Origin of the sequence: Thermohalobacter berrensis (assembly GCF_003609645.1) — a bacterium.
Lineage (GTDB): Bacteria > Bacillota > Clostridia > Tissierellales > Thermohalobacteraceae > Thermohalobacter > Thermohalobacter berrensis.
The window spans coordinates 15150-28341 of the sequence record NZ_MCIB01000037.1; the positions used below are offsets into that span (position 1 = coordinate 15150).

The 13192-nt window shown below is 28.9% G+C and carries 11 protein-coding genes; 9 read left to right on the forward strand and 2 right to left on the reverse strand.

Annotation, left to right across the window (positions count from 1 at the left end; translation table 11 throughout):
• Positions 1 to 124 precede the first annotated feature (124 nt).
• Both BET03_RS11465 and BET03_RS11470 read left to right on the forward strand, forming a co-directional pair.
• Positions 125 to 1708 (forward strand): DEAD/DEAH box helicase, encoded by a 1584-nt coding sequence (locus BET03_RS11465; RefSeq protein WP_120170437.1) that lies wholly within the window; start codon positions 125 to 127, stop codon positions 1706 to 1708.
• A gap of 325 nt (positions 1709 to 2033) precedes the next feature.
• The gene (locus tag BET03_RS11470) at positions 2034 to 3344 is read left to right on the forward strand and encodes a hypothetical protein (protein WP_120170438.1); all 1311 of its coding nucleotides are present in this window, start codon (positions 2034 to 2036) and stop codon (positions 3342 to 3344) included.
• 69 nt (positions 3345 to 3413) lie between these two features.
• On the opposite strand, the gene BET03_RS11475 is transcribed toward BET03_RS11470, so the two are convergent.
• Positions 3414 to 3623 (reverse strand): zinc ribbon domain-containing protein, encoded by a 210-nt coding sequence (locus BET03_RS11475; RefSeq protein ID WP_120170439.1) that lies wholly within the window; start codon positions 3621 to 3623, stop codon positions 3414 to 3416.
• 242 nt (positions 3624 to 3865) lie between these two features.
• Here BET03_RS11475 and BET03_RS11480 point away from each other — a divergent pair, with 242 nt between their 5' ends.
• A complete protein-coding gene (locus tag BET03_RS11480; protein ID WP_120170440.1) occupies positions 3866 to 4615 on the forward strand; it encodes a DUF438 domain-containing protein in 750 nt (249 codons plus the stop codon).
• 200 nt (positions 4616 to 4815) lie between these two features.
• Here the strand turns inward: BET03_RS11480 and menA are convergent, their stop codons facing one another.
• The gene (gene menA / locus BET03_RS11485) at positions 4816 to 5763 is read right to left on the reverse strand and encodes a 1,4-dihydroxy-2-naphthoate polyprenyltransferase (protein WP_120170441.1); all 948 of its coding nucleotides are present in this window, start codon (positions 5761 to 5763) and stop codon (positions 4816 to 4818) included.
• 180 nt (positions 5764 to 5943) lie between these two features.
• On the opposite strand from menA, the gene BET03_RS11490 reads away from it, so the two are divergent.
• The 6 genes from BET03_RS11490 (at position 5944) to BET03_RS11515 (ending at position 13016) form a co-directional block, all read left to right on the forward strand.
• Positions 5944 to 6408 (forward strand): YbaK/EbsC family protein, encoded by a 465-nt coding sequence (locus BET03_RS11490; RefSeq protein ID WP_120170442.1) that lies wholly within the window; start codon positions 5944 to 5946, stop codon positions 6406 to 6408.
• Positions 6409 to 6535: 127 nt separating this feature from the next.
• Positions 6536 to 7285 (forward strand): MurR/RpiR family transcriptional regulator, encoded by a 750-nt coding sequence (locus BET03_RS11495; protein WP_120170443.1) that lies wholly within the window; start codon positions 6536 to 6538, stop codon positions 7283 to 7285.
• A 225-nt stretch (positions 7286 to 7510) separates the two neighbouring features.
• Entirely contained in the window at positions 7511 to 8833 is a 1323-nt protein-coding gene (locus BET03_RS11500) for a 6-phospho-alpha-glucosidase (RefSeq protein WP_120170444.1), read from the forward strand.
• A gap of 15 nt (positions 8834 to 8848) precedes the next feature.
• The gene (locus tag BET03_RS11505; protein ID WP_120170445.1) at positions 8849 to 10399 is read left to right on the forward strand and encodes a PTS transporter subunit EIIC; all 1551 of its coding nucleotides are present in this window, start codon (positions 8849 to 8851) and stop codon (positions 10397 to 10399) included.
• Positions 10400 to 10445: 46 nt separating this feature from the next.
• On the forward strand, positions 10446 to 11579 hold the full coding sequence (locus tag BET03_RS11510; protein ID WP_120170446.1) for a glycerate kinase family protein: 1134 nt from the start codon (positions 10446 to 10448) through the stop codon (positions 11577 to 11579).
• A 207-nt stretch (positions 11580 to 11786) separates the two neighbouring features.
• Positions 11787 to 13016: an aminopeptidase gene (locus BET03_RS11515; RefSeq protein WP_120170447.1), complete on the forward strand. Its 1230-nt coding sequence runs from the start codon at positions 11787 to 11789 to the stop codon at positions 13014 to 13016.
• Positions 13017 to 13192: the final 176 nt, after the last annotated feature.

Below are 13192 nucleotides of genomic sequence, written 5' to 3' on the forward strand. Positions count from 1 at the left end.
AAAAAATATAATGATATATAATATGTTTAAATACTATACAATAAATGGTTTTAAAAAAGCTGTGGATGAATAGTATTCATCTACAGCTTTTTTTAATAATAATAAATTAAAGTGAGGTAATAATATGAAAACAGTACAGTTTGACAAGTTACAAATATCTAAGAAACTAAAAAGAGCTATTAAAGATATGGGATTTGAGGAGGCAACGCCAATACAGACTAAATCTATACCTAAAATACTAAGTGGTAAAGATATAGTAGGACAGGCACAAACAGGAACAGGAAAAACAGCTTCCTTTGGAATTCCTATATTAGAGATGATAGACTCTAATAACAAAAACGTGCAAGCTTTAGTTTTATGTCCTACTAGGGAATTAGCAATCCAAGTTGCTGAAGAGATAAGAAGACTGGCAAAATATATTAAAGGAATTAAAATATTACCTATTTACGGAGGACAACCAATTAGTCGGCAAATACACCCATTAAAAAAAGGAGTTCAGATAGTTATAGGAACACCAGGTAGAGTTATGGATCACATGAGACGTAAAACATTAAAGTTAACTAATCTTAGAATGGCAGTTCTTGATGAAGCAGATGAAATGTTAAACATGGGATTTAGAGAAGACATAGAAACAATTTTGAAGGCTACACCAACAGATAGACAGACTATTTTATTTTCAGCCACTATGCCTAAAGCTATCTTAGAAATAGCTAAAATATATCAAAATAAGCCTGAAATTATAAAAGTAGTGCATAAAAAGTTAACTGTTCCAAGCATAGAACAATACTACTTTGAAATGAAGAGAAGAAATAAATTTGAAGTCCTAACTCGATTGATAGATATACACAATCCAAAGCTATCATTAGTATTTTGTAATACAAAAAAGCAGGTTGATGAACTAGTACTTCGCTTACAGGGAAGGGGATATTTTGCAGATGGCCTTCATGGTGATATGAAGCAAAGACAAAGAGATAGGGTAATGAATAGCTTTAGAATGGGAAATACTGAGGTCTTAGTTGCAACAGATGTAGCAGCTAGAGGTATAGATGTAGACAATATAGAAATAGTATTTAATTATGATGTTCCACAGGATGAGGAATACTATGTTCATAGGATTGGACGTACAGGTAGAGCAGGAAAAACTGGCAAAGCTTTTACATTTGTTGTAGGGAAGGAAATATATAAGCTAAAGAATATACAGAAGTATACAAAAACCAAAATAAAAAGAGAACGTATACCTTCTATAAGAGAAGTAGAAGAAAGTAAAGCCTATATTTTATTAGATAAAATAACACATATTATAGAAAAGGAAAACTTAAGTAATGAAGCTAGTATTATTGAAAAACTTTTAGATGAAGATTACACAGCTATTGATATAGCTGCAGCATTATTAAAAATTAATATGGGAAAAAATCAGGAAAATAGCCAAGAAGATGAATTGCAGTTTAAAAATACCGGAGCAGAACCTGGTATGGTAAGGTTATTTATTAACATTGGCAAAAACAAAAAAATAAAACCAAGGGACATACTAGGGTCAATAACTGATGAAACAAGTATTCCGGGAAAATTAATTGGAAGTATTGATATATATAGTAAATATACATTTGTAGAGATACCTAAGGAGTATGCAAAAAAAGTATTAAAAGTTATGAAAAATAATACAATAAAGGGGAAAAAGGTGAATATAGAATTAGCAAACGCTAGGTGATAATGAGTCAAGGGATGGTCCTTTGACTCATTTTTTTTACTTAAAGAGGAAAAACATTGTCGTTATGGAATTAATAGGTATATAATTAACTTTTATTTATGTTAATTATATATTGAAAGGAGAAACAAAATGAGTAAATATAGTAAAACATTATTACAATAATTTTAAAGTACTTATAAGAGGAGGCTAAAAATGGAATTGATAATAGATTATTAATAGAGATAGGACAACAAATTATATTGGAAAGTTTATAGACAAAAGGGATTTGTATTTTATTAAAAAGGCAAAAGGAATTATCTTTCAAATTAGATTAAGGGGGTAGGGGATGAAAAAGAAACGTAAAATCATACAATTTACAATTTATATTATATTTTTAATGGCTTCTAATTATTTCATTACAGGATACATAGAGCTACAACAAGAGATGAACAGACAATTAAGGTTTACCTTTTTGGATTTTCAATATGCTTTAGAGGAATTAAATCAAGAGATTGCAGAAATCATGTTATCAAGTGAAAATCTTGATAGGTTTATCTATAATAAAGAAATATTAGATAGAAAAAAACTATATATTTTTGAAGATACTAATTGGAAAAGTTTCCGTAAACATAAAAAGGCTATAAAAGAGAGTTATTTAGATGATGTTTTAATAGACGCAAATAAAAATATTTATCAAATATTGAAGGATGAACACATAAGTAATAGAGAAAGAAAATATTTAAATACTTTATTTTCTTTTAATAAGAAGTTAATCCAATTACAAAATGAATTCCTTGAAAGTTTCGGTAGTTATTCAAATAGAAAATACTATAAAGGAGATATATTTGTTAGTTTTTCAGAAAAGGCAGATGAGATATTAAAAGAAGATAAATATACTATATTAAAAGTATATAAAGATGAATTAGAAAATAAAAATGTGGTAAGTGTAGAAGAAGTAAGGGAAATATCTAAAAAAATTATGGCAAAGTTAGGACTTGGGGATGTAGAACTATCCTTTGATTCTAAAAGACAAGATGATAGTAATAAGTATGTATTCAATAAATATACAACTACAGAGTTACTTTCTAATGAAGGAGTACCCTATGAAGTTACCTATAATAAATTAAATAATACAGTTTATGTTTTACTTCGTATACAAAATAACCCAAATATAGAACATTCCAAAGAAAAAATGGAACAAATAGCCAATGAAATCGTCAAAAATTTTAATGATGGGAGCTATGTTAATTATAAAAAAACTATTTATTATAGTGGTGATAAGCTGGAGACAATAATCTATGACTATATAAAGAAAATTAATGATATCTATGATGAAACAAAGAGATTTAGTATGAGAATTAATAAATACGGTAAATTATCTAGTTTTGAAATAGGAAATGTGTTAGATGATAAAGAAATTCCTATTCCTAAGGTTACAAAAGATGAAATAATTTCTAAATATAAAGGAGAATACCCTATTAAAGATTGTATTTTAATAAGAAATATAGATGGTCATTTAGAATATGAGGCACATGTTAATTTTAATGGTGAAACCTACTCTATAGTATATGATGCTATCACAGGAAAGAAGAAATATATAAGCCCTAAAGTTAGAAATTATGGACATTTTTCTGAAGAAATTATTAGTAGGGAATAAAATTAAATATTATAATACTTTTATATGGCTAAAAATAGAGAGTCAAGGATTATCCTTGACTCTCTATTTTTAACCCCCTAGGAAAAAATCAAATATATTACCTAGTTCACTAGAGGCAGCCTTGTATATCTCTGTATATTTACATCTTGTACATGTAACAGTAGTAAACTTTTTATTTTGAACATCAAATAGTTTAGCAAATCCACCTCCAGTTGCTTGGAACTGATCAGCTTCATAGCTAGTGTTTGAGCATTTAGGGCAAACCCAATTATTGTTCATAACTTATCCTCCTTACAAATGTATTATTACTCTAATACTAGTGTATGAAAAAAAGCATCTTTTACCAAATATTACAATTATAATTATATTATTATATAAAATTTAATTTGTGTCTAGTTCTTTTGATTGAAGTCACGGTTTAATTTTTAAATATTTCATATAATTAAGTTAACAAAATTTAGTCGATGAGAAAATTATAAAAATTATATTTAATATTATGAGGGAATAAGGAGTGTAAATGAATGAATAAAATAGATAAGCTTACTGAGATATTAGAAAAATTAAATTCAGGGGAAATTACTGAAGATATAAGGAAGGAAGCTATTGAATTAGTTTCTAGGATAAATCCCCTTGAACTTTCATTAGCTGAACAGAAACTTATAGAAAAGGGAATGAAACCTGAGGATTTAAGAAATCTTTGTGAGATTCATATGGAAGTATTAAAGGATGAATTAGTTAAACTAAAAAAACAAATTGATCAAGGGCATGTTTTAGATATTCTTATTAAGGAACATGATGAAATACTAAAATACCTAAATGAATTAGAAATAGTAAATAATAAAATTCAAACTATGAAAAGTTTTGCTGGAGAAAAAAAAGAGTTTACTAAACTAAAATATTTGGCGGATAGGTTATTAGAAACTGAAAAACATCATCAAAGGGAAGAGGATGTACTTTTTATACAGATGGAGGAAAGAAAGATCACTGGACCTACTAGGATTATGAGAATGGAACATGATGATTTAAGAGAAAGGAAACAGTTAATTAAAGAATTATCAGAAAATGTATCAAAATTGGATTTTAAAGAATTTAAGACTAAACTTGATGAAGCTGTAAAATATATAATATTTAATCTTAGAGATCATATTTTTAAGGAAAATTATATCCTTTATCCAACAGCATTAGAGGCCATAAAGGATCCAAAAAAATGGCAAGAAATGAAAAGACAATTTGATAAAATTGGTTATTGTAGTTTCACACCCACATACTAAACAACTAAGCCCATTCTAATTAGAATGGGCTTAGTTGTTTATAACACATGGAAAATTACAAACAAATAAAAATTGTGGATAAAATATAATTTCCGTCATGTGTTTTAAAAAAGTCAACCTTGAGAATCTTCTGTTTTTATTTAATAGAAGACTTTTTTATAAAGACATTTGTTTCCAACTGTATATAAACAAAGTATATTTTATTTAAGTACTATCGAAATACCAATTATTAATATATAACTTAAGCTTATCAGTACAAAATTCTTTATGGAAATTACAAATGTATCCCTTTTAGTTTGCTTTTGAAAAAACACATTAATATTCTTATTTACTGGAATAAAAGTAAGTAGTGTAAGTAATGATACTGAAGGAAAAATTCCTAGTAAAAATAGAGCTATAAAATCAATATAAATAATGTAGTATATTATTTTAAAAAGCATTAATGCCTTTTCTTTTCCTAGATAAATAGGTAAAGTATATCGTCTATTTTCAATATCATCTTCTATATCACAAATGTTATTTGCAAGCATAATATCGGCAATCCCATTTATTGTAGGTATTGATATTAGAAAAATGTAGAGAATTTCAAAGAAATTTATACTTATATTTATTAGTCCTTTATTATAGATAAAGGTTAAAATATTTTTATCATATATGTGAATATAAACAGACAAAAACACTATTATAAATCCCATGAATAAGCCTGAGAATAGTTCACCAAATGGGGTTCTGTTTATGGGAATAGGTCCAAAGGAATATAAAATCCCTATTGCAAATGATAACATTCCTATTATTAAAACAATTATGTTTGTTTTGAAAACTAGTAGTATTCCAAATATTGTAGCAATGCCCAGTAGTGTTAAGATAGTAGCTATTACTGTAGATTCCTTTAAATCATATCTTACTATAGCATTATGACTTTCATAATTATATCCATAGGTTTTTATTGCATTTTTATAATCATAATAATTGTTTATGGCTGTTGTGACCATATCAAAGGCCAATACTGATATAAGCATTATACTAAAATTAGTAAAGTTGAAATTATCAAAGCGATAATAAGCATATAGTGTGCCAAGAGTAAAGGGAATTATACTAGCAATCTTTGTCTGAATCTCAACCAGTTTTAAAAAGCTTCTAATAGACATTTTTACCTATCCCCCTTGTTAATATTTTATAATTCCAATTAATTACTTTCTTATGATGTTAATATTACTATATAATTGTAACATAATTGAAGTAGATTAGCATATAGAATACAATTAAACTATAGGAAAAGAAGTTATTTGACCCATTGTGTACAAAGAAAATCCAGAAAGGATGATAAATTGTATAAACATATTCTAAATTTACTAGATAAAGGAGATATAGAATATAAATCTTTTAAACATGAGCCTGTTCTTGATTATAAAAAGGCCAAAAAAGTTAGGGAAAGATTTAATTTTGAAGGTGTTGAAAGTAAAAGCCTATTTATAAAATCAAAATCAGGTAAATATTATGTATTTGTAACAGTAAAGGGTACTAGACTAGATTCAAAGAAGATGAAAAAATTATTAGGTGAAAAAGTATCCATTGCCTCAGGAAAAGAGTTAACAGAAAAGACAGACTGTATTCCAGGATGTGCAGCACCATTTGGATACTCTAAAGAAATTACATTAATAATTGATAAAAATATATTTAGCTATGATAAATTTGTCTTTTCACCAGCAAAACCAGAGATAACGATAGAGATAAGAACTAAAGATATAAAAAAGATTCTAGATGTATCTGAAAACAAAATAATTTATTATTAAAATTTCTATAAATATATTGAGTAAATTTTAAATACACTTATCGCATTTACTCTTTAATATTTAGAAAATTTGTTCAACAATTAAATTACTATGCTATTTTATTGTATAATTAACTTGAGGTGATAAAATGATTAAAGAAATTGACCCTCAAGTTCTCAAAACTTTAAACAAATCAGAATTTGAGGTGTTAAGTTATATAAGTAACAATATTGATAAAATTAGTAAAATGACAATATCTGATTTAGCAAAACAAACCTTTGTGTCAACAACAACTGTTATAAGGCTATGTAAGAAGCTTGGATATTCTGGTTTTTCAGAACTAAAATATGAATTAAAAAGAATAAGAAAAGAAAAAACAAAACTAAATTCACTTAATTATGATGAGCTAATAAAAAAACATTTAATAGATGTAGAAAAGACCTGTGAATTAATTAATGAAGATACAATAGGTAGAATTATTGAATTAATAGCTGATAAAAAAGTTCACTTTTTTGGAAAAGGCCTATCGAGTATTGCTTGTGAGTATATAATTAACCAATTTTTATCAATCAATCTACTAGCAATTAACTATACGAGTACACATATAGCCTATTTATCAGCAGATAAAATGAATGAGAATGATGTAGTATTTGTTTTATCTCTTAGTGGTGAAACAAAGCAATCATTAAAAGTTGCTAAAATTGCAAAATCAAGGGGAGCTACTGTAGTTTCAATTACTTGTATGGGAATAAATAGTCTATCTAAATTAGCTGATATAAACTTATATGTATATGCACAAGATGATGAAACTGTTGAATTTGATAATAAATCTCGTGCAACTGTTTTAATATTATTTCAAATAATTTTAGATACTTATATAAGAAAAAAGAGAATATAATTCCTGTAGTATGTGTAAAACTCATCAGTTATAACTGATGAGTTTTTTTATGTACAAAATTACATAAAATGTACTTTATTATAAACTGAGAAGCAAAAAACAAACCACTTGAAAACGCTTCTATATGACTCTTCAATTATGTAAAATTATATTGAAAGTTATACAAGCCATAGCAAAGATTATCCTTCTTATACAGAAATAAATAAAAAATTAGGAGGTATTGATATGAAAAAATATAATATTGTAATAGTTGGTGGAGGAAGTACATGGACACCTGGTTTGCTTCAAAGCTTATGTAAAAATAAAGATGTTTTTCCACTAAAAAGACTTGTACTATATGATATAAATCCAGAAAGGCAAGAAGTTATTGGAGAATTTGCAAAGATATTATTTAAAGAAAAATATCCTGAGCTAGACTTTGAATATACAACAGATAAAGAAGTAGCTTATAAAGATATGGATTTTGTTTTCTGCCAAATAAGAACTGGTGGATATGAAATGAGGGAAAAGGATGAGAAAATTCCACTAAGTTTTGGGGTTATCGGTCAGGAAACTTGTGGCCCAGGTGGAATGGCCTATGGAATGAGATCAATTAGAGATATGATAGAAATGATAAATGATGTTCGTAAATATTCACCAGATGCATGGATATTAAACTATACAAATCCCGCAGCAATTGTTGCTGAAGCCTTAAGAAGAGTATTTCCAGATGATAAGAAAATATTAAATATATGTGATCAACCAGTAAATCTACTGCGTTCATATGGACGTTTATTAGATATGGACCCAAATGAATTTGAACCTGTATATTTTGGATTAAATCATTTTGGATGGTTTACTAACCTATATGATAAAGATGGAAATGACTTAGTTCCTAAAATAAAAGAAATTATTCTAGAAAAGGGATTTGCCCCTGTTGATGCAGAACAGCGTGATCAATCATGGTTAGATACTTATGCATTAGTAAAAGATATGCTACAAGATTTTCCAGATTATCTTCCAAATACTTATTTACAATATTATTACTATCCAGAATATAAAGTTAAAAAATTAAATCCAAATTATACTCGTGCAAATGAAGTTATGGATGGTAGAGAAAAAAGAGTATTTGAAGAATGTCGCAGAGTCATTAAAGCGGGAACAGCTAAAGATTGCTCAGTTATACATAATGATGCACATGGAGATATGATTGTTGAGGTTGCTGAATCCATTGCACATAACAGAAATAGGATATATATAATTATCACTGAAAATAATGGCTTAATATCAAATATACAAGATGATGCAATGGTTGAAGTAGCAGCAATTCTTGGGAAAAATGGTCCAAGACCTATGGGAGTAGGTAAGATAGGAACCTTCTATAAAGGTTTAATTGAACAACAATTAGCCTATGAAAAACTAACAGTAGATGCTTATTTTGAAGGATCATATGAAAAGGCGTTACAAGCATTAACTCTAAATAGAACTGTAGTTGACGCTAAAAAGGCTCGTAAAGTTCTAGATGCACTAATTGAAGCCAATAAAGAATATTGGCCAGAATTAAAGTAGAAGGGGAGGATTTTAATGAAACAAAATTTAAAAGATTATTTTCAACAATTAGGTAGGTCATTTATGCTGCCAATTTCATTATTGGCAGCAACAGGTATATTTCTTGGGTTAGCAGCTGCTTCTGCTAACCCACAAATTCAAAAGATTGCACCGTTTTTAGGTTCAGAATATGTTATGTATGTTACACAATTAATTCGTAAGGTAGCAGGAACTCTATTTGGAAACATTCCATTATTATTTGCTATGTCATTAGCCTTAGGTATGGCTAAGAAAGAAAAGCCTATTGCAGCTTTTGCAGGATTAATAGGATATTTAGTATTTAACAGAAGTATGATGTATGTATTAGATAATACTCAACTTACTATTGATGCAGTAGGTAATGTTTTAGGTATGACTACTGTACGTATGGATGCATTAGGAGGTATTTTAGTAGGTCTTGTTACTGCTGCAATCCATAATAGGTATTACAATGTAAAATTACCGGATGCAATTGCTTTTTTTGGAGGAAAACGATTTGTAGCTATCGCTGTAACAATTGTTTTTGCAGCCTTAGGACAAGTTGTTCCATTTGTGTGGGCACCAGTAAGTGAAGTTATTACTGGGATCGGAAAATCACTTTCTAACTTCGGATATTTTGGTACCTTCCTATTTGGTTTCTTCGAAAGGGCTTTAATACCATTTGGGTTACATCATATATTAAATTCATTAGTTCGTACTACTGAGATAGGTGGAGTCGCTGAATTTGGAAAAGAAACAGTAACAGGAGCATTATTGATCTTTAATAACTATCTAGAAACAGGTATGATACCAGATAATATGCCAATTACGGAGGTTACACGATTTTTAGCTCAAGGGAAAATACCTATGATGGTATTTGGATTACCAGCAGCAGCTTTAGCAATGTATAGAACTGCTGATTCTTCTAAAAAGGAAACAGTTAAGCCATTACTATTAGCAGGTGCACTTGCTGCATTTACAACAGGTATAACAGAACCTTTAGAATTTTCATTTTTATTTGTGGCACCAATGCTATATGTATTTCATGCTGTTATGGCAGGACTTTCATTCATGCTAGGTCATATGTTTGGTGTTGCAATTGGTAATACCCAAGGGGGAATTATTGATTTATTAGTATTTGGAGTATTACAATCAGGTTCTAAATGGTATATGGTTTTATTAATAGGTATGTCTTATTCTGTAATATATTATAATGTGTTTAAATGGGCTATTGTTAAATTTAACTTAGCTACCCCAGGAAGAAGGGATGAAGGCTCATTAAATCAAGATAATGATACTAATAATAACACTAGTAAAGACCTTGAATTAACAGCAGAACAAATCATTAAAGGCTTAGGAGGAAAAGAAAATATACTATCTATAGAAAACTGCTTTACACGATTACGTGTTGATGTGGCCGATATGAGTAAAGTTGATGAGAAAGAAATTAATAAAACTGGACCTAATGGAATAATAAAACCTACTCCTAATCATATTCAAATTGTTTATGGACCAAAGGTAAATATAATTAAAGATAGTGTAGAAGATAGATTCAAAAAGATGGCATAGGGATAAATTAACATACTTTCTATGATTAGATAGATGAGGTGGAAAAATGAAAGTTCTAATAGCAACAGACTCTTTTAAGGGGAGTATGACTTCTATAGAGGTAGCCAATTACTTAGAAAAAGGATTAAAGGAAATAGATAGAAGTTTAGAGATAACAAAAGTACCAATTTCAGATGGTGGAGAAGGTATGGTTGAGGCCTTTTTAGCAGCTAATAATGGATCAAAAATTAAATTAAATGTAACAGGTCCATTAGGTAATATTGTGGATTCATTTTATGGTATATCAGACGATGGTAGTACTGCATATATAGAAGTTGCTTCAGCAATAGGGTTATATCTATTGGATAAACATAAAAGAAATCCTATAGAAACAACATCTTATGGTGTTGGTGAGTTGATTTTAGATGCTGTTAATAGAGGGTGTAAGAATGTAATTATTGGTCTTGGAGGAAGTTCCACTAATGATGGTGGAATGGGAATGGCCAGAGCTTTAGGGGTAAAATTTTTATCTAAGTCAGGTGAAGAATTATTGGGATTTGGTTTTGAATTAGGCCTTGTAGATAAAATAGATATTTCCAACCTAGATTCTAGATTAAAGGATGTAAATTTTAGAATAGCTTGTGATGTAGACAATCCATTAACAGGGAAAAAAGGAGCAGCTCACACATTTGCTTCTCAAAAAGGAGCAAGCTATAAAGAAATTTTACAGTTAGAAAAAGGCATGATAAATTATCAAAATGCTATAAAAGAAAGTTTAGGCATAGACGTATCTAGGATAAAGGGAGGAGGAGCTGCTGGAGGTTTAGGTGCTGGCCTTGTTGCCTACTTAAATGCAGATATAGTACCTGGCATTAAATTAATCATAGAAGAAACAAATTTAGAAGAAAAAATTAAAAATGTAGATTTAGTTATTACTGGAGAAGGTAAAATAGATAACCAAACCCTCCACGGTAAAGTTCCAGCTGGTATTTCAGCACTTGCTAAGAAATATAATAAAAGAACAATTGCTATTGCAGGTAAAGTTGATATTGAAGAAGAAGTATTAAAATCACTAGATATCCATAGTGTTCTATGCATAACTCCAAAAGGACAAAGTATAGATGAAGCTATGAAAAGAGGCAAAGAAAACACTTTTAAAATAGCTAAAGTCATTTATGAAAAACATTTAATAAACTTTTAACTCTGCCTAAAGGGCAGAGTTTTTTATTGCATATTTTATTGATGATATAATAGATAAAGAAATAATATAATTTTTCCATATAAATCTATTAATTGCTATTTTTGTGTTATACTAGATATTAATGAAAGATGTATTTTAGAAGTGGATTTCTATAAAATTTAGTATTACAAAGTAGTAGGAAAAAATTAATAAGAGAGGAGTTTTACAATGAATAATAGTTTACTTGAAAAGTATGCTCGTCTTTTAGTGAAAACTGGAGTTAATATTCAAACCAATCAAATTCTTGTAATAACATCACCAATTGAATGTGCTTCATTTACAAGAATGGTAGCAAAGATTGCCTATGAAGAGGGGGCAAAGGATGTAGTTATAAACTGGAGAGATGAATTGTTTTCAAAGATTAGGTACATACATGCTCCTGAAGAAGCTTTTGAAGAATTTCCTGAGTGGAAGAAGGAATTTCATAACCATTATGTAAAAGAAGGAGCAGCTTTTTTAAGGATTGCTGCCTCTGACCCAGAGCTTATGAAAGATGTAAATCCTGAAAGAATTGCAAAAGAGAACAAAGTAGCTGGCTCTGCCCTTAAGGAATATAGGGAAAGTCTTATGAGTAACAAGAATGTATGGTGTATAGCATCAGTTCCTACAAAGGCTTGGGCAAAAAAGGTCTTCCCAGACTTATCAGAGGACGAGGCGGTTGAAAAACTATGGGAGGCTATACTTAAAGCGGTGAGAGTAGATACAGAGGACCCTGTTGCTGCTTGGGAAAAACATAAAAATAGCCTTAAAAAGAGTATGGATTTTTTAAACTCTAATAAATTTAAGTACCTTCATTTTAAAAACTCCTTAGGTACAGACTTAAGAATTGAGCTTCCTGAAAAACACATGTGGGTTGGAGGTTCTGATTTTACTCCAGAAGGAGTAGAATTTATTGCAAACATGCCTACTGAAGAAGTTTTTACTGCACCTAAAAAGACAGGAGTAAATGGTACAGTAGTAAGCTCTAAGCCTTTAAATCATAATGGAAACTTAGTTGAAAACTTTTCAATTACATTTAAAGATGGAAAAATAGTTGATTTTAGTGCAGAAAAAGGTTATGATACTTTGAAAAAACTTATTGAAACAGATGAAGGTTCATCCTATCTTGGTGAAGTAGCTTTAGTTCCATATGATTCACCTATTTCAAAATCTAATATATTATTTTACAATACACTTTTTGATGAAAATGCCTCATGTCATTTAGCCATAGGAAAGGCCTATCCTGTATGTATAGAGAATAGTGAGAATATGAGTGAAGAAGAATTAAAAGAATTAGGTGTAAATGATTCTTTAGTACATGCAGATTTTATGATAGGAACAAAGGATTTAGAGATAATAGGAATTACAGCTGAAGGAGAAGAAATACCTATATTTAAAAATGGTAATTTTGCATACTAAAGTTGAATATTCCCTTGTAATTTTTGGAACAATATGTTATAATCAATTGAAGTGTTAAGATAAAAAGTTTGAAATACATAGGAATTAGTTTTGGCCTCTTATTTAAAATTTTAGGTCGAAAATAGTTTTTATAGTATTTAACTTTTTAAGAATTATGTTTAAAGGAGGCCAAAATT

Bases quoted from the DNA above. Each gene is read 5' to 3' on its own strand.
- BET03_RS11465 (WP_120170437.1), top strand. From the start codon at position 125: ATGAAAACAGTACAGTTTGACAAGTTACAAATATCTAAGAAACTAAAA.
- BET03_RS11470 (WP_120170438.1), top strand. From the start codon at position 2,034: ATGAAAAAGAAACGTAAAATCATACAATTTACAATTTATATTATATTT.
- BET03_RS11475 (WP_120170439.1), bottom strand. From the start codon at position 3,623: ATGAACAATAATTGGGTTTGCCCTAAATGCTCAAACACTAGCTATGAA.
- BET03_RS11480 (WP_120170440.1), top strand. From the start codon at position 3,866: ATGAATAAAATAGATAAGCTTACTGAGATATTAGAAAAATTAAATTCA.
- menA (WP_120170441.1), bottom strand. From the start codon at position 5,763: ATGTCTATTAGAAGCTTTTTAAAACTGGTTGAGATTCAGACAAAGATT.
- BET03_RS11495 (WP_120170443.1), top strand. From the start codon at position 6,536: ATGATTAAAGAAATTGACCCTCAAGTTCTCAAAACTTTAAACAAATCA.
- BET03_RS11500 (WP_120170444.1), top strand. From the start codon at position 7,511: ATGAAAAAATATAATATTGTAATAGTTGGTGGAGGAAGTACATGGACA.
- BET03_RS11505 (WP_120170445.1), top strand. From the start codon at position 8,849: ATGAAACAAAATTTAAAAGATTATTTTCAACAATTAGGTAGGTCATTT.
- BET03_RS11510 (WP_120170446.1), top strand. From the start codon at position 10,446: ATGAAAGTTCTAATAGCAACAGACTCTTTTAAGGGGAGTATGACTTCT.
- BET03_RS11515 (WP_120170447.1), top strand. From the start codon at position 11,787: ATGAATAATAGTTTACTTGAAAAGTATGCTCGTCTTTTAGTGAAAACT.